Raw genomic sequence first — 16949 nt, 5'->3', positions numbered from 1 at the left:
GGAACGTCGCTCTCAGTCCAGGTACGATGTGTCGTTGACGAGCCGCACCGACGCCCCGCCGTCCGGGTAGAAGTCGGCGACGCTGGTGCAGGCCAGGTCCAGGTGCATCCGGTAGAGCACCTCGTCGCCGGCACCGAGCGCCTCGCGCAGCAGCATCTTGATCGGCGTCACGTGGCTGACCACGATCACGGTCGCGCCGGGGAAGCCGTCCACGATCCGTCGTCGTTCGGCACCGACCCGCTCCCCCACCGCGCGGAAGCTCTCGCCGCCGGGCGGTTCGACGTCGGCCGAGCCGAGCCAGCGCCCGTGCAGGTCCGGGTCGCGCTCGCGGGCCTCGCGGAAGGTGAGCCCCTCCCACCCGCCGAAGTCGGTCTCGATCAGCGCGTCGCGGACCTCCAGCTCGGCGCCGGTGGCCTCCGCGACGGCGGCGGCCGTCTGCCGGGCACGGCGCAGCGGCGAGGACAGCACCGCGGCCGGGACGACGCCCTGCTTCTTCAGCCGCGTCGCGAGTGCGCGGGCCGCGGCGGCGGCCTGTTCCTGCCCGGCCTCGGTCAGCTCCGGGTCGCCGTGCCCGGAGTAGCGGCGCTCGATCGACAGCGCGGTCTGGCCGTGGCGGAGCAGGATCATCCGCACCGGCGTCCCGACCTGCCCGGTCCAGGCGGCCGCGGCCGACGCCGGGCCCGCGACCTCGGAGGTCTCGGTCGGCGCGGTCGCCGGCTTGCGGGCGGGTCCGGCCGCGGCCGACGGGTCGAGCGCCGGGCTCGACTCCCCGTCCATGGCCCGGTTCGCGAGCGCGTCGGCGCGGGCGTTGTCGGCGCGCGGGATCCAGGTGAAGGTCACCGCGTCGAAGCCGGCCGCCTGGTCACGGGCCGTGTCGGCGAGCTCCTGCAACGCCGTGTTCTTGATCTTCCAGCGCCCGCTCATCTGCTCGACGACGAGCTTGGAGTCCAGCCGGGCGTCGACCTCGGTGGCGCCCAGCTCCCGCGCGGCGGTGAGCCCGGCGATGAGCCCGCGGTACTCGGCGACGTTGTTGGTGGCGGTACCGAGGCCGTCGTACACCTCCGCGAGCACCTGGGTGCCGCCCGCGTCGAGCACCACGGCGCCGTAGCCGGCCGGGCCGGGGTTGCCGCGGGATCCGCCGTCCGCCTCGACGACCAGCTTCACCGGCCACGCACCAGGATCGCGCCGCACTCCTCGCAGTGGACGACGTCGTCGGCGGGCCGGCCCCGGACCTGGGTGAGGAACGTGCGGTCCAGCTCCAGGCGGCAGGCGCCGCACCGCGACTCGCTCAACCCGCCTGCGGCGACCCGGCCGGACGACCGGATCCGCTCGTAGTCGGCCAGCAGGTCCTCCGGCAGCGCGCCGACCAGCTCCGTCCGGGCGCGGTCGCGGCCGCCGCGGGAGGCGTCGATGTCGGCCTCGGCGGTGTCCCGGCGGCCGGTCACCTCGGCGACCGCCTCCTCGGCGGTGGCGAGCTCGGCGCCGCCGTGGTCGAGCTCGACGCCGACGGCCTCACGCTCCTCCATGATCCCGAGCTGTTCCTCCTCGAGGGTGCCCTGCCGCCGCGCGAGGGTGTCGAGCTCGTGCTGCAGCTCGGTGGCCTGCTTGGCGCCGATCCCGGATCCGGCGAGCAGCGCCTTGTCCTTCTCGGTGCGGGCACGGACACCCTCGACGTCACGCTCCAGCCGGGCGATGTCCCGGTCCAGGTCACCGGCGCGGGTCTCGGCGCGCACGACGGCGTCGCGGGCGTCCCGCACCCGCTGCTCGGCGTCGGCGAGCTGCTGGAGCTCGGGAAGGTTCTTCCGCCGGTGGGCCAGTCGGCCGATCTCGGCGTCCACCTCGGCGAGCTGCAGCAGTGTCGCCTGCGCGGTGGGATCGGCCTTCATGATGAACTCGCCTCCGAAGTCGCTGCTGTCGTCCATGGATCCGTGCGCCGCCGGGACACCGTGACCGCGACGCTACCGTCGAGCGCGGCACGGACGATCCCGGCCGCCTGCCCGCACCAGGGCCACTCCGACGCCCAGTGCGCGACGTCGACCAGGGCCGGCACCGGACCGCCCGGTCCGGTCCCGGACAGCGCGTGCTCGGACGCCGGGTGGTGGCGCAGGTCGGCGGTGACGTAGGCGTCGGCGCCGGTGCCCAGCGCCGAGTCGCCGGAGCCGCCGCACACCGCGACCCGCCGCACGGGACGGTCCGGGTCACCGGCCCCGCGCACGCCCCACGCCGTGGCGGGCAGGGCGCGGGCGACCCGCTCGGTGAAGACGGCGAACGGCTCCGCCGCGGGCAGCGACCCGATCCGCCCGAGCCCCCGCGCCGACGGCAGCGGGGCCATCTCCAGCAGGTCGAACGCCGGCTCCTCGTAGGGGTGGGTGGCCCGCAACGCCTCGACGACGGCGCGCCGGCGGGCGCGCGGCAGCACCATCTCCAGCCGGGTCTCCGCGACCCGCTCCAGCTCGCCGACCGTGCCGACCGCCGGGACGGCGCCGTCGAGCGGGAGGAACTGGCCGGTGCCCGCGGTGGCGAACGAGCAGTGCGAGTAGTTGCCGACGTTGCCCGCTCCCGCGGCGGACAGCGCCGCGTGCACCTGCGCGATCGCCGGGCCGACCGGCACGAACGTGACGATCTTGTCCAGGGCCGGCGCGGGATCGGGCTCCAGCGGGCCCTCGACCTGCAGGCCCAGCGCGCCGGCGAGCGCGTCGGACACACCGGGGTCGGCGACGTCGGCGTTGGTGTGCGCGGTGAACAGCCCGACCCCGGCCCGGATCAGCCGGTGCAGCAGGGCACCCTTCGGGGTGTCGGCGCCGACGCCGTGCACCCCGCGCAGCAGCAGCGGATGGTGGGTGACCAGCAGCTGCGCGCCGCCGTCGATCGCCTCGTCGACGGTCTCGGGGGTCGGGTCCACGGCGAACAGCACCGAGGACACCTCCTCGGCCGGGTCGCCGCAGACGAGCCCGACGGCGTCCCACTCCATCGCGGACGCCGGCGGGTAGGCGGCCTCGAGCGCGTCGATCACGTCCTGCAGGCGGGCGCTCACTCGGTCACCGCCAGGGTCCGCAGCGCCGCACCGAGCTCCTCGGCCAGCCGGTGCGCGGTCTCGGGCGGGCGCACCGCCACCCGGACGTGGTCGGGGCCGAGACCGGGGAAGGTGTCCCCTCGGCGGACGGCGATCCCGGCCTCGCGCAGCAGCCGCCGCACGTCGTGGCCGGTGCCGTCGGGGAGGTGCAGCAGCAGGTACGGGGCATGGCCCGGGTGCACGGCGACGCCCTCGATCCCGGACAGCGCCGCCGTCATCGCCACCCGGTGCGCGGCGACCTCGCGGGCCTTCTGGTCGGCGGCGGACAGCGCGTCCGGCTCGCAGCAGGCGACGATCGCCTCCAGCGCGGGGGTGGAGACCGGCCAGGGCGGGCGCGGCGCCGCGAGCCGCGACAGCAGGGCGGGGTCGCCGAGCGCGTACCCGGCGCGCAGGCCGGCCAGCGCCCACGTCTTGGTCAGCGAGCGGAACACCAGTAGCCCGGGCGTCTCGGCGTCACCGGCGAGGGCCTCCGGTTCCCCGGGGACGGCGTCGGCGAACGCCTCGTCGACCAGCAGCACCCGCCCCGGCCGGGCGAGGGCGCGGACGTCGTCGGCGGGGTGCAGCACGCCGGTCGGGTTGGTCGGGTTCCCGACGACGACGAGATCGGCCTCGTCGGGGACGTCCCGCGGGTCCAGGACGTGCCCGGCCGCCGGGTCGGTGAGCACCCGGACGACGGGCACCCCGGCCGCCCGCAGCGCCGCCTCGGGCTCGGTGAAACCGGGGTGGAGGACGGCCGCCAGCCGCGGCTGCAGGGCCGGGAGCAGTGCGAACCCCTCCGCGCTGCCGGCCAGCGGCAGGACGTGGTCGGCGGCGCGGCCGTGCCGGGCGCCCGCGGTGGCGCGGGCACGGGCGTCGTGGTCGGCGCGCGGGTACCGGCCGAGCCCGTCGAGGGTCGCGACGAGGCGGTCGCGCAGCCACGTCGGCGGGCCGTCGGAGAGCACGTTGACCGCGAAGTCGACGAGCCCGTCGGTGGCCTCGGCGTCGCCGTGGTGCCGCAGGTCGTGCGCACCCGGCTCACCGGGACCGTGACCGGCCGGGAGCTGATCGAACGACATCCGGTCACCCTACGGCGGGCCCCGGGCGCCTTCCCGCACCACCCGACCGGGGCGGGGGGCGGGCCGCGGCGCTGCCGGATCGGCGACAATGGCCGACAATGTCCGCCGTCAGCGTCGACGTCCGTGCCCGCGCTCCCCGGGAGGAATCAACGTGAACGTCGTGTTCGTCTGTACCGGAAACATCTGCCGGTCGCCGATCGCGGAGAAGATGCTCGCCGGCGAGGTCGAGGCGATCGGCCTGTCCGACCGCGTCCGAGTCGGCAGCGCGGGCACCGGGCACTGGCACATCGGGCAGCCGATGGACGAGCGTGCGGCCGAGGTGCTGGCCGGGCACGGCTACGACACCGCACACAGCGCCCGCCAGGTCGACTCCGAGACCCTGTCCGCGGACCTGCTGATCGCCCTGGACTCCGGGCACCTGCGGTCCCTGCAGCGGTCGGTGCCGGACCCGAAGCGGGTGCGGCTCCTCCGCTCGTTCGACCCGGACGCACCCGACGGCGCCGAGGTCCCCGACCCGTACTACGGCGGCCCGGACGGCTTCGGCGAGGTCTACGAGATGCTCGCGGCCGCCCTGCCCGGCCTCGTCGAGCACGTCAAGCGCCACGCGTGAGACCCGCCGACGTCGAGCGGCTCACCGGCCGCACGGTCGTCGCCGGGCTCGGCGGGCACCCGCCGCGGTTCGACCTGGACGGGGCGGGCACCGTCGTCGTGAAGGACGGGGCGGGCGACCCTGGGTCGATCGCCGCGGAGGCGGCGGGGCTGCGCTGGCTCGACGTGCCGGGCGGACCGGCCGTCCCACCGGTGTTCGGCCACGACGACACGCTGCTGGTCACCGGGTTCGTCCCGGCGGGCCGCCCGTCGGCCGGCGCCGCCGCCCGGCTCGGCCGCCGGCTCGCCGCCCTGCACGCCGCCGGCGCCGTCGCGTTCGGCGCGGCACCGCCCGGTGGCCCGGAGCAGGCGTGGATCGGGCACACCGGCATGCGCAACTCCCCGCACGACGGCCCGTGGGGCGACTGGTTCGCCGCCGAGCGGGTGCTCCCCTACCTGCGCGTCGCGCGCGACCGCGGCGCCGTCGACCCGGCGGGCGCCGCGACCGTCGAGCAGGTCTGCGAGCGGATCGGCGATCTCGCCGGGCCGGACGAGCCACCCGCCCGGCTGCACGGTGACCTGTGGTCGGGCAACGTGCTGTGGGCCGCCGACGGCGACGCCCGGCTGATCGACCCGGCCGCGCACGGCGGGCACCGCGAGTCCGAGCTGGCGATGCTGGACCTGTTCGGGCTCCCGCACCTGGACACACTGCTCGGCGCCTACGACGAGACCGCCCCGCTCGCCGGCGGGTGGCGCGACCGGATCCCGCTGCACCAGCTGTTCCCGCTGCTCGTGCACGCCGTCCTGTTCGGCGGCGGTTACGGCGGGCAGGCCGTCGCGGCGGCCCGGGAGGCGCTGGCGCGCTCGTGAGTGGATCGTTCGGTCCGGACCGAAGGATCCACTCACGAGCGGCGGAGCCGCCTAGTACCCGCGCAGCGGGAAGCCGGCGCTCTTGTCGTCGTTCAGCTTCACGCCCAGCACCTGGTGGAGCTGGATGTTGTTGAGCTCGAACCCGAGCCGGCAGGCGGCCATGTAGAGCCGCCACACCCGCGCCCGGCCGACACCGACCTCGGCGACGGCGTCGGTCCAGTTGCGCTCCAGGTTGGCGCCCCAGTCCCGCAGCGTCATCGCGTAGTGCTCGCGCAGGTTCTCCTCGTGCCGGATCTCGAACCCGGCCTCGTTCATCGCCGTGACCAGCGTGCCGACCGGCTCCAGCTCGCCGTCCGGGAAGACGTAGCGGTGGATGAACGGGTCGGTGTGGCGGTGGTCGGGCTTGAACGGCTGGGTGATGCAGTGGTTCAGCATCCGGCCGCCGGGGCGCAGCTTGGCCTGCATCGCCTGGAAGTAGGAGTCCAGGTTCGCCTTGCCGATGTGCTCGGTGAGGCCGATCGAGGACACCGCGTCGTAGATGCCGTCCGGCACGTCCCGGTAGTCGAGGTGCCGGACCTCGGCGAGGTCACCGAGGCCCTGGCGCTCGATCTCGGCCTGCGCCCACTCCGCCTGTTCCTTCGACAGCGTGACGCCCAGCGCGCGCACACCGTACTCCTTCGCGGCGTGCCGGACCATCCCGCCCCAGCCGCAGCCGACGTCGAGCAGGCGCGTCCCCGGCTGCAGGTCCAGCTTCTGCGCGACCAGCTCGTACTTGGCCGCCTGTGCGGTCTCCAGGGACGCGTCGGCGTCCGGGTAGGCGGCACAGGTGTACGTCATGGACGGACCGAGCACGAACTCGTAGAACCGGTTCGAGACGTCGTAGTGGTGCGAGATCGACTGCAAGTCCCGCCGCTTCGAGTGCAGCAGCCCCTTCGGACGCGCCTCGAGGTCCGGCGGCGGCATCCGGTGCTCCCGCCAGTACGGCAGCAGCCGCCGCGCCAGCCACAGCTGGTCCTTGCGCGGGATCGAGTGCAGCGTCACCTCGGCCATCGAGCGCAGCGCCGTGTAGAGGTCACCCTCGACGTCGATCTCCTCGGTCACGTACGCGCGGGCCAGCCCGAGCGACCCCGGCGCGCTCACCAGCCGTGCCATCGCCCGGGGCGACCGGACCCTCAGCGTCACCGGCGCGTCGGCCGGACCGGTGTGCGATCCGTCGAACGCCTCCACCCGCAGGTCCCGCGCCGACCCCAGCACCCGGGACAGGATCCCGGCCACCGGCTCCGTCGTCGCGGCCCGTCGTTCCAGCACTCCCGTCATCGCCGAACCCTCCCCTTCGTAGCGCCGCCGGCCCCACGTCCTAGCGGCCGGTCACCTTGCGGTACAGGTCGGGCGCACGTCCCTCGGGGTCGTACCGCCGCTTCACCGCGCGGTAGGCGTCCCCGTTGTAGTGCGCCCAGAACTCGTCCTCGCCGTAGTGCACGGTCGAGTACAACGACTTGTGCCCGCCCAGGTCCGCGACCGCGGCCTCGAGCAGACGGTTGTGTGCCCACGGGTCGCCGGGCTTCTCGGGCACCGAGGACCAGAACCCGACGTTGACGTAGAGCCTGCCCGGCTCCATCGGGTACAGCGGCCACGACCGGTCACCGCGCAGCTTCAGCGGGCACAGCCACACCGGCGAGATCCCGATCTCGCGGTGGAAGAACTCGAGGAACTCGGGGAGCCGCTCGACCGGGATCTCGACGTCCTGGACGACCATCTCCTCGGCCGTCCCGCCGAGGGCCTCGCGGACCCGGTTCGACGCCCCGTGGCGCTGGTCGAGCGCGACCAGCCTGCGGTAGACGTCCGAGCGCCGGTAGCGGCGCGGCCAGAACCGGCGCACCAGGGGCTGCTGGACTCCGAAGGCACGCGAGCACCAGAACCAGTCCGGGTCCCAGCGCCAGATGTAGTCGTGCGCGGTGAGGTGGTCGACCGGGCGGCGTTGCAGCGACCGGTAGAAGACCTCCTGCCCGGTGTAGTCGGAGATCCGCGCGCCCGGCATCGGGGCGTCGACGAACTCGCCCGTCGTGAGGTACTGCTCCCCCGCGCCGAACACGACGCCGTCGAGGAAGTCGACACCGCTCGCGGTGAGCTCGCCGATCGCGGCCGTCGTCTGCCCGGCCGTCGGGTAGCGGTGGTGGGTGAGCTTCACGAACGGACGCACGGGTTGGAGCTCGACGACGAGGCGCACCGCGTAACCGAGCGTGCCGTAGGAGTTGGGGAACGCCGCGAACAGGTCGGCGTGCTCGCCGTCGGGGGTGACATGCAGCAGCTCCCCGGCGGGGGTGAGCACGTCCATCTCCCGCACCGACTCGTGCGGCAGACCGTGCCGGAACGACGTCGACTCCACCCCGAGCCCGGTGACGGCGCCGCCGAGGGTGATCGTCTTGAGCTGGGGGACGACGAGCGGCATCAGCCCGTGGGCGAGCGTCGCGTCGACGATCGTCTCGTAGGTCGCCATGCCCTGGACCTCGGCGGTGCGGGCGTCCGGGTCGACGGCCAGCACACCGTCCAGCGCGGAGGTGTCGAGCCGGCGGGCGCCGCGGCCGGTGTCGCGGTCCCCGAACCGGAACAGGTTCGACGACGGTTTGCCCAGCTGGACCCGCCCCGCGGCGGACCGGACGCGGCGCATCTCGTCCACCGCCGCGTCGTGTGCGACCCGGGATGCGGGTGCTGATGGCGCCACCATGGTGCAGACGATAGACCCCGATCATTTGCGACGCTCACGATTTTCCCCGGACGTGCGTCACACCGTGAAACGGTCCCGGTCCGGCGCGCGGCACCGGTGGCGGCGTGGTGTCATCGCGCCTGTGCCACACAGCAATGAGAACCCCGCACAGAACGTGACCTTCCCGTCCGCCGCGGGCACCGCGCACGGCTACCTGGCGCTGCCCGAGTCGGGATCCGGGCCGGGCGTCGTCGTGATCCAGGAGTGGTGGGGGCTGACCGACCACATCGTCGACGTGACCGACCGGCTGGCCGCCGAGGGCTTCGTCGCACTGGCCCCCGACCTCTACGGCGGCCGCACCACCCACGACTCCGACGAGGCCGGGACGCTGATGGGCGAGCTCCCCGTGCAGCAGGCCGCGACCGACCTCGGCGGCGCCGTGCAGTTCCTGCTCGACCACGACGCCGTCGCCTCGGAGACCGTCGGCAGCATCGGCTTCTGCATGGGTGGCGGGTTCGTCCTGGTCCTGGCCGCGCAGCAGCCGCACAAGGTGAGTGCCGCCGTGCCGTTCTACGGCGTGCTGGGCGAGGACTACCCGAGCTTCGGGCAGCTGACGGCCGCGGTGCAGGGCCACTTCGGCCGCGACGACCAGATGGCCGACCCGGCGTCGGTCGAGAAGCTCGCCGAGCGGATCGAGCGGGAGTCCGGCCGGAAGCCCGAGTTCCACCAGTACCCGGCCGGCCACGCCTTCTTCAACGACGAGAACCTCATGGGCACCTACGACCGCGAGCAGGCCGGGATCGCCTGGGGCCGCGCCGTGCAGTTCCTGCGCGAGCAGGTGAAGTAGACCGGCGGCTCAGCGGCCCCGGCCGGCGAGGTCCCGGAGAAGCGCCGGGTAGGCGCGGGGCCCGACGGTCCGGTGCACCCGCTCGGCCGCGGCGGTGAGCCCGGCGTGCTCGCCCGCCGTGAGCGCGAGCTCCGCGGCGGCCGCGTTCGACTCCAGCTGCGCGACGCTCGACGCCCCCGGGATCGCGACCGTGTTCGGGTGGTGCACCACCCACGCCAGCGCGACCTGGGCGGGCGTCGCGCCGTGCGCCGACGCGACGTCGCGCAGGGCGTCGAGCAGCGGGCGCAGCGCCGCGAGGTTGTCCGGCAGCCACGCGGTGTTGCGGCGGATCGTGTTCGACGGCCGGTGCGTCCCGTCGTAGCGGCCGGTGAGCAGGCCCTGCGCCAGCGGGCTGTAGGCCATGACGATCCGGCCGTGCGACGCCGCGTGCGGCACCCGGTCGGCCGCGGGTTCCCGGCGCAGCAGGCTGAACTCCACCTGGTCGGACAGCACCGGAGCGCCGAGCGCGGCCTCCGCGGACCGCCAGCGGTCCAGCGAGTACGCCGAGACCCCGGCCTCGCGCACCAGGCCGATCCGCTGCAGCGCGGCCATCCCGCGCATCGCGGAGACGTCGCCGAGCACCGGGTGCGGCTTGTGGATCTGGTAGAGGTCCAGGGTGGACACCCCGAGCCGCGCCGCCGACGCCACCGCACGCTGCTGCAGGACCGGCCCCAGCGGCAGGACCGGCAGGAACTTCGTGGCGACGACGACGCCGTCGGTCCCACCGGACGCCCGCAGCGCGTCACCGAGGATCCGCTCGCTCCGCCCGAGGCCGTACATCTCGGCGGTGTCGAACACCGTGATGCCGAGCTCGCGGGCGCGGGCGACGATCCGCCCGGCCTCCCGGACGAGGTCCGCGCCGTAGCCCCACTCGGTGGAGCCGAACTGCCAGGTGCCGAGGCCGATCACCGACCACGGCGTACCGGTGGTCCCGGGGACGTCGAGATACCGCACCGGAGCGATTGTTCCCGACGTCCCCGGGCCACCGCCCGTGCAGACCCCTCGACTACCGCACGGGAGCCCCCGGGCCGAGCGGGATCCCCAGCGCCCACCAGGCGAAGAACAGCAGGGTCCAGACCGCCGTCATCGCGACGGCCAGCGGCAGCGTGTACGACGCGAGCGTCCCGATCCCCGCGCTGCGCCGGTAGCGCTGCAGGAACCCCAGTGCCATCACGAAGTACGGGCTCATCGGGGTGATCGCCGTCGAGCCGGAGTCGGCGATGCGGAACAGCGCCTGCGTCGTCTCCGGTGGGACGTGCACCAGCATGAGCATCGGCACGATCACCGGCGCCGCGATCGACCACATCGCCGAGCCGCTGGTGACCATCACGTTCACCACGGTGAGCACGGCCAGCACCATGAGGAACACGACCGGGATCGGGATCCCGGTGGTCCGCAGGGCGTCCGCGGCGACGACGGCGAGCACGTCCCCCACGTGCGACCAGTCGAAGTACGCGAGGAACTGGGCGATCGCGAAGAACAGCGCCAGCACCGGCGCCATCTGCCGGATGCCGTCGGCCATCAGCTTCGGGACGTCGCCCGCGGAGGTGATCGTCCCGGCGCAGCGGCCGTAGACGATGCCGAGCAGGCCGAACAGCAGCGCGATCACCGCGCCGATGCCCTCGATCAGCGGGGACTCGACGATCCCCCCGTCCGCACCGCGCAGCGGCGACGACGACGGCAGCACCGCCGCCGTCAGCAGGACCAGCGCACCCAGCAGCACCCAGCCGGTGCGGTGCAGCGCCGCGCGCTCGGCGGGCTCCAGGGAGAGCCGGCCGAGGTCGTCGTCCGGGGCGTCCGGGTCGACGTCGAGGTCGGGCCGCCTGCTCAGCACCAGCCGGGTCATCAGGGTGATCACCACCGCCAGCACGAGCGACGACGCGATGTTGAAGAACCAGTTGCTCACCGGCGAGACCGTCCCCGCCGGATCGACGATCCGGGCCGCCGCGGTGGTGATCCCGGCGAAGATCGCGTCGTTGGGGGTCGGGACCGGGCTGGCGTCGTAGCCCGACGCGATCGCGGTGTAGGCGACGACGATGCCGAGGATCGGCGAGCGCCCGACCGCCCGGAACGCGAGCCCGCCGAGCGGGACCAGGATGACGTAGGCCGCGGCCGACGCGACGTGCGCGACGGTCCCGGCGAAGGCGACCGCGAACACCACGAGCGACGCAGGCACCCGCGCCACGCCGACCCGCATCGCCGCGGCCAGCAGCCCGCTGCGCTCCGCGACCGCGACGCCCATGATCACGGTGACGATCGTGGCCATCGGCGGGAACTCGGCGAAGTTGTCGATCATCGACGAGACGGCCATGGCGACGCCGTCACCGGAGAGCAGGTTGCGCACGGCCACCGGCTCGCCGTCGGGCGCGATCACCGACACCCCGGCGGCAGAGAGCCCGGCACTGATCACGGCGAGGATCGCGGACAGCACCCAGAACAGCCAGAACGGGTGCGGGAGCGCGTTGCCGACCCGCTCGACGACGGCCATCGCCCGCACGATGCGGGGCAGTTCCGCCGACCCGGTGTCGCGGGCCTCCTCCGGCGGGGCGCTCACGACCGGCCCAGCCCGAAGAACGCGCCGATCAGGTCCGTCGCACGGACCGTCTGCGTGGTCGTCCCACCGCCGGAGTACGCGGTCGCGCCCGGCCAGGTGTGCCCGCCGCCGTCGACGGCGACGTGCCCGACCCGGGCTCCCCCGTCACAGCCGTCGAAGCGCTGCACCGTCACGTCGGGTTCGATCCGCCGGGTCGCGGGGACGGGGTCGCAGCCGTCGCGGCGGGCCCACCCGGCGACCGTGTCCGGGATCGCGGGCAGGCCGCGGCCGGCGTCGCCGGTGTACGGGATCGTGGCGTCACCGGTGCCGTGCACGAACAGCGCCGGGACCGGGCGGCCGGGGTCGCACGGCGGCTCCCCCGCTCGGTAGTACGCGCCCGCCACCGGGGCGATCGCCGCGATCCGGTCCGGCAGGCGGCAGGCGAGGATCTCGGTGAAGCCGCCCCCGTTGGACTTGCCGGTCGCGAAGGTCCGGTCGTCGTCGAGGCACAGGTCGGCGCCGAGGTCGTCGATCAGGTCGCCGGTGAAGGCGACGTCGTCCACCCCGGGCGCGGAGTACGGCGCGCCCTGCCAGGACCGCTTGCCCTCCCCGCCCGGGACGCCGTCGGGGTAGGCGACGACGGCCGGGAGCCCGGACAGCCCGGAGAAGCCCTCCGTCTCGGCGCCGCTGTTGCCGCGGCCGTGGAAGACCAGGACGAGCGGCCAGGCGCGGTCCGGCGAGTAGTCCTCGGGCAGATGGACGCGGACGGAGCGGTCGAGACCGCCGCTCGCCGTCGTGCGGACGGCCGTGGTGCCGGGCTGCTGCGGGGCGGGCCTGCCACAGCCCGTGCCGCCCGGCGTGGCCGGGTCGTCCGCCGCGCCGGCCGGGGCGGCGCCGGCGGTCCCGGCGCCGATCGTCAGGCAGGTCGCGACCGCGGCCAGGGTGGCCACCGCGCCGCACAGGCGTCGTGGTCGGGTCGTTCCGGACATGCTGGTCCCCTTCGGACGGCGTCGTCGACGGCCGGTGGTCGTCCCCGCCCGGTCGCGCCGGGGCAGGGCGGCTCGGCGGGACGCCGGACGACGCCCCGCGGTGCGGGAGTGCTGTGTCGGAGTGCTGGTGACTCCTGGTCGGAGGGTGGGCGTCAGGCCTTCAGCCAGGCCGTGACGAAGTCGGTGATCCGGTCGACGATCGCGGTGACGATCGCCTCGCCGTGCTCCGGATCGGCCCGGCGGGGGTCGCCGAGGACCCCGCTGCCGGACAGGCGGTCGTAGCCCACGGTGAGCTTCGGACCGCCGCGCCACCGGGCTAGCCCGCCCAGCGCGTCCAGCTCGGAGAGCCGGGTCGTCCCGGCGACCAGACGGTCGGTGTGCACCAGGTGCGGTGCCACCGCCAGCATCTGCGCCGTCTCGGCCTGCCCGCTGTGCCCGGAGACCTCCGGCGGGCCGGACGCCGCGACCACGTCCGCGGCGAGCGGGGTGAGGGGGCTCCACGCGAACTGCAGGTCGGGCCGGGTGACGAGCAGGTCCTGCGCGACCGTCCCGAGCGTCGCGTCGTTCCCGCCGTGCCCGGTGACGACGAGGATCCTGCGCCAGCCGTGCCGGTAGAGGCCGTCGACGTAGTCGCCCAGCACCGCGGCGAACGTGGCGGTGGACAGGCTGACCGTCCCGGCGAACGCGAGATGGTGCGGTGAGACGCCCACCGGCAGCGACGGCCCGATCACCGCGCGCCCGCCGAGCCGCTGCGCGACCCGGTCGGAGACGGCCTCGGCCCGGACCAGGTCCGTCGCGAGCGGCAGGCCGGGGCCGTGCTGCTCGAACGCCCCCGCCGGGACGAGCACGACCGGACTGTCGACGACGGCGGCCGCCGCCTCGGTGGTCGTCATCTCCGCGAGCCGGTGGGTGCTCATGCGCGCACCGCCGCGGCGATCGACTCGAGGTGCTGCCGGGTGAGGCGCTCGGCCCGGGCGGGATCGCCGTCCCGGACCGCCTCCAGCAGCTCGACGTGCTCGGCGTGGTCGCGCTCGCGGTCGTCGTAGCGGTGCCGGATCTCGATCTGGTCCCGCGCCCGGACGTGCAGCAACGCCTCGACCGTCTCCCGCAGCAGGGCGTTGCCGCTGGTGGCGGCGAGCGCGACGTGGAAGTGCACCGCCGGGCGGAGGTCGCCCCGTGGCGGGTGCAGCGCGTTGGTGACGCTGTCGGTCAGCAGCCGCAGGCCGTCGGCGTCGCGGGTCCGGGCGGCGGCCGCGGCGATCGGCGGTTCGACGACCAGCCGGGCCTCCACCAGTTCGAGCACGGTGCCCGGGGTGCTGATCGGCCGGTGCGGGTTGGCGAGGAGCCGCCGGTCCACGCCGTCGCCGACGTAGGTGCCCGAGCCGTGCCGGAACTCCACCGCGCCGGTGGCCTCCAGCCTGCGCAGCGCCTCGCGGACGGTCGGGGTGGTGACCTCGAACCGCTTCGCGAGGTCCCGGGACGATGCCAGCTGGTCCCCCGGCGCCAGACCCTCACCGCGGATGATCTGCAGGATGTCGTCGGCCAGGCGCTCGGACAGCGCCTCCCCCGTGCTCATAAAGTGACTAAATCACTTAGTGAGCTAGTCGGTCAAGCGCAAACGGGAGCATCGACCGCAGCCGCTCGCTCATGCCCTGCACGCTCTGCGGCGGGCCGGTGGGCCGGACTCGCGACCCGACTCCCCGCCGCACCTCGCCGCCGCACCCCACGACCGCCCGGCGCACCCGGTCACGGTGCGCCGCACCCCACGCGACGGGTGCCGCAAGCCACGACACGGTGCGCCGGGCGGCCGTGGGGTGCCGGAGGCCGCCGGGAACGGGTGCTGCAGGCCCCGGCCCGGGTGCGGCGGCCCGCGAGGGGCGGGGTCCGGCGCCGGTCGTGGGGTCAGGCGCTGGTGGCGGTGTCCGGCTCGTCGACGGCGGGGCCGTCCCAGTCGGACAGGGCCCGGTCCAGCTCGGGCCAGGTCGTGTCCCGGGCCCGACGCCCGGTGAGCACACCCAGGTGCCCGCCCGGCGACGTCGAGAACCGCACCTCCGGACTCCCCGACAGCAGCGGCACCGCGCCGCGGACGGCCTTGAGCGGCGCGATCACGTCGTCCCGCCCGGCGACGACGAGGACCGGCACGTCGACGTCGGACAGCTCGACGTCCCGCCCGGCCAGCCGCAGCCCGCCGGACGCGAGGTCGTTGCTGCGCAGCAGCAGGTGGAAGATCTGCCCGAACACGCGGCCGGGATAGCCGTGCATGTTGTTCATCAGGTGGTCGACGGCCTCGATCTGGGCCAGGCAGTCGCGGTCGTCGATCCGGGACAGGACGGCGAGCGGCCGGGTCACCAGCTTGTCGACGGCGGTCAGCTGGAACGCCCAGCTCACGACCGGCGCCGGGAAGCTCCCGACCCCCTTGTAGATCGAGGAGATCAGCCGGCCGCCGGTGACCTGGGCGAGCGGGCGCAGCGGCGCCACCAGCGGCACCCGGGAGATGTCGACCGGCGTCCCGATCGCGGACACGCTCCGCACCGGCAGTGGTGACCGTTCCCGCACCGCGGCGGCGACCGTCAGCAACGCGAAGATGCCGCCCAGCGACCAGGCGACCAGATGGACGTCGTCGCCCTCGCTCGCGGCGATCTCCCGGATCGTCGCCGGGAGCAGCTCGTCGACCCAGTGCTCCATGCCGAGCGAGCGGTCGGAGAAGGACTTGGGCCCGTAGTCGATCAGGTAGACGCTGCGGCCCTGGAGCAGGAGGTGCTCGACCAGCGAGCAGCCGCGCCGCAGGTCGTAGGCGAAGTCGGGCGCGCCCAGCGGTGGCACCAGCAGGACCGGCGCCCCGGGCGAGGGGTCCACACCGGACAGCGGCCGGTAGCGGTAGAGGATCGCCGACGGCGAGCCGACGAGCGCCTCCCGCGGCATCCGCTCGAGATCGGCGAGATGCCCGACGACCGTCCGGTCCCAGACGTTGGCGACGGCGTCGACGAAGTGCACGGGCGCACCCTACGGCACGCGGGGGTCACCGTCGGCCCGCGAGGACGCCGTGGGTTACCGGCCGGTATGTGAGACTCCCGACCATGCAGCGCGACATCTTCGACGACGAACACGACGCGTTCCGGGACCTGTGCCGCACCTTCATCGCGAAGGAGATCCTCCCCCACCACGACCGGTGGGAGGAGGAAGGACAGGTCGACCGGGAGATCTGGCGGACCGCGGGCGCCGCGGGCCTGCTCGGCATGGGGGTCCCCGAGGAGTACGGCGGCGGCGGGGTCGACGACTTCCGCTACAACGCCGTCCTCGACGAGGAGATCGTCGCCGCCGGGACCAGCGGGATCGGGTTCCCGCTCCACAACGACGTCGTCCAGCCCTACTTCCTGCGGCTCGCGAACGAGGAGCAGAAGCAGCGCTGGCTGCCCGGGTTCTGCTCCGGTGACCTGATCACCGCGATCGCGATGACCGAGCCCGGCACCGGATCCGACCTGCAGGGCATCGCCACCAACGCCAAGCAGGACGCGGACGGCGACTGGATCCTCAACGGGTCCAAGACGTTCATCACCAACGGCATCCTCGCCGACCTGGTGATCGTCGTGGCGAAGACCGACCCGGACGCCAAGCACCTCGGCTTCACCCTGTTCGTGGTGGAGCGCGGGATGGAGGGCTTCGAGCGCGGCCGACGGCTCAAGAAGGTCGGGATGAAGGCGCAGGACACCGCGGAGCTGTCCTTCACCGACGTCCGGGTGCCCGACGCGAACCGGCTCGGCGAGGTCGGGCAGGGCTTCGTCTACCTGATGCAGAACCTCGCCCAGGAGAGGCTGTCGATCGCCGTCGCCTCGGCGGCCGGCGCCGAGGCCGCGGTGCGGATGACGCTGGAGTACACCAAGGACCGCAAGGCGTTCGGGCGTCCGGTGTCGAACTTCCAGAACACCCGGTTCGAGCTGGCCGAGATGGACACCGAGGCCTCGATCGCGCGGATCTTCGTGGACCGCTGCATCCGCCAGCACGTCGAGTCCGAGCTGTCCGTCCCGGACGCGGCGAAGGCGAAGTGGTGGACCTCGGACCTGCAGAACCGGGTCGTCGACCGCTGCGTCCAGCTGCACGGCGGGTACGGCTACATGCTCGAGTACCCGATCGCCCGCGCCTTCGTCGACTCCCGCGTCCAGGCGATCTACGGCGGCACGAACGAGATCATGAAGGAGATCATCGGCCGGTCGCTGATCGGGTAGGGCTCGTGAGTGGAAAAGTGGGCCTGGA

The 16949-nt window shown here is 74.3% G+C and carries 16 protein-coding genes; 4 read left to right on the top strand and 12 right to left on the bottom strand.

Annotated elements, in window-relative coordinates; genetic code table 11:
* Positions 1-12: 12 nt before the first annotated feature.
* Genes Ae150APs1_RS27810 through cobC form a run of 4 tightly spaced genes read right to left on the bottom strand, consistent with a single transcriptional unit; the run spans position 13 to position 4128 of the window.
* Positions 13-1158 (bottom strand): bifunctional RNase H/acid phosphatase, encoded by a 1146-nt coding sequence (locus Ae150APs1_RS27810; RefSeq protein ID WP_212567343.1) that lies wholly within the window; start codon positions 1156-1158, stop codon positions 13-15.
* Between the two features lie 2 nt (positions 1159-1160).
* Positions 1161-1922 (bottom strand): C4-type zinc ribbon domain-containing protein, encoded by a 762-nt coding sequence (locus Ae150APs1_RS27805; RefSeq protein ID WP_249266501.1) that lies wholly within the window; start codon positions 1920-1922, stop codon positions 1161-1163.
* On the bottom strand, positions 1883-3013 hold the full coding sequence (locus Ae150APs1_RS27800; RefSeq protein WP_349289918.1) for a Nif3-like dinuclear metal center hexameric protein: 1131 nt from the start codon (positions 3011-3013) through the stop codon (positions 1883-1885). The genes Ae150APs1_RS27805 and Ae150APs1_RS27800 overlap by 40 nt, the downstream gene beginning before the upstream one ends.
* 17 nt (positions 3014-3030) lie before the next feature.
* Complete coding sequence (cobC, locus tag Ae150APs1_RS27795; protein ID WP_075301268.1) at positions 3031-4128, bottom strand: Rv2231c family pyridoxal phosphate-dependent protein CobC; 1098 nt, start codon at positions 4126-4128, stop codon at positions 3031-3033.
* Between the two features lie 208 nt (positions 4129-4336).
* On the opposite strand from cobC, the gene Ae150APs1_RS27790 reads away from it, so the two are divergent.
* Entirely contained in the window at positions 4337-4738 is a 402-nt protein-coding gene (locus Ae150APs1_RS27790) for a low molecular weight protein-tyrosine-phosphatase (protein ID WP_238592054.1), read from the top strand.
* A 74-nt stretch (positions 4739-4812) separates the two neighbouring features.
* Entirely contained in the window at positions 4813-5586 is a 774-nt protein-coding gene (locus tag Ae150APs1_RS27785) for a fructosamine kinase family protein (RefSeq protein ID WP_249266603.1), read from the top strand.
* Between the two features lie 51 nt (positions 5587-5637).
* Here Ae150APs1_RS27785 and Ae150APs1_RS27780 read toward each other — a convergent pair whose 3' ends face one another.
* Positions 5638-6903: a class I SAM-dependent methyltransferase gene (locus tag Ae150APs1_RS27780; RefSeq protein ID WP_075301264.1), complete on the bottom strand. Its 1266-nt coding sequence runs from the start codon at positions 6901-6903 to the stop codon at positions 5638-5640.
* A gap of 40 nt (positions 6904-6943) precedes the next feature.
* Entirely contained in the window at positions 6944-8254 is a 1311-nt protein-coding gene (locus Ae150APs1_RS27775; protein WP_249266602.1) for an FAD-binding oxidoreductase, read from the bottom strand.
* Positions 8255-8432: 178 nt separating this feature from the next.
* Here Ae150APs1_RS27775 and Ae150APs1_RS27770 point away from each other — a divergent pair, with 178 nt between their 5' ends.
* Positions 8433-9137: a dienelactone hydrolase family protein gene (locus Ae150APs1_RS27770; RefSeq protein WP_075301260.1), complete on the top strand. Its 705-nt coding sequence runs from the start codon at positions 8433-8435 to the stop codon at positions 9135-9137.
* Between the two features lie 9 nt (positions 9138-9146).
* On the opposite strand, the gene Ae150APs1_RS27765 is transcribed toward Ae150APs1_RS27770, so the two are convergent.
* The 6 genes from Ae150APs1_RS27765 to Ae150APs1_RS27740 all read right to left on the bottom strand — a co-directional run bounded on the left by Ae150APs1_RS27765 (position 9147) and on the right by Ae150APs1_RS27740 (position 15692).
* Entirely contained in the window at positions 9147-10130 is a 984-nt protein-coding gene (locus tag Ae150APs1_RS27765) for an aldo/keto reductase (protein ID WP_075301258.1), read from the bottom strand.
* A 52-nt stretch (positions 10131-10182) separates the two neighbouring features.
* Positions 10183-11664, bottom strand: a complete 1482-nt coding sequence (locus tag Ae150APs1_RS27760) for an AbgT family transporter (protein ID WP_249266601.1) — start codon at positions 11662-11664, stop codon at positions 10183-10185.
* A 62-nt stretch (positions 11665-11726) separates the two neighbouring features.
* Positions 11727-12698, bottom strand: a complete 972-nt coding sequence (locus Ae150APs1_RS27755; protein WP_075301254.1) for a poly(3-hydroxybutyrate) depolymerase — start codon at positions 12696-12698, stop codon at positions 11727-11729.
* Between the two features lie 152 nt (positions 12699-12850).
* Complete coding sequence (locus Ae150APs1_RS27750) at positions 12851-13615, bottom strand: creatininase family protein (protein ID WP_060572556.1); 765 nt, start codon at positions 13613-13615, stop codon at positions 12851-12853.
* Positions 13612-14274, bottom strand: a complete 663-nt coding sequence (locus Ae150APs1_RS27745; protein ID WP_075301252.1) for an FCD domain-containing protein — start codon at positions 14272-14274, stop codon at positions 13612-13614. Before Ae150APs1_RS27745 ends, Ae150APs1_RS27750 begins: the two co-directional genes overlap by 4 nt.
* A 326-nt stretch (positions 14275-14600) precedes the next feature.
* The gene (locus tag Ae150APs1_RS27740) at positions 14601-15692 is read right to left on the bottom strand and encodes an alpha/beta fold hydrolase (RefSeq protein ID WP_075301250.1); all 1092 of its coding nucleotides are present in this window, start codon (positions 15690-15692) and stop codon (positions 14601-14603) included.
* Between the two features lie 83 nt (positions 15693-15775).
* Here Ae150APs1_RS27740 and Ae150APs1_RS27735 point away from each other — a divergent pair, with 83 nt between their 5' ends.
* On the top strand, positions 15776-16921 hold the full coding sequence (locus Ae150APs1_RS27735; protein WP_029239874.1) for an acyl-CoA dehydrogenase family protein: 1146 nt from the start codon (positions 15776-15778) through the stop codon (positions 16919-16921).
* Positions 16922-16949: the final 28 nt, after the last annotated feature.

The organism is Pseudonocardia sp. Ae150A_Ps1 (assembly GCF_001932315.1).
GTDB lineage: Bacteria > Actinomycetota > Actinomycetes > Mycobacteriales > Pseudonocardiaceae > Pseudonocardia.
This window is presented reverse-complemented; position numbering and strand designations above follow the sequence as displayed.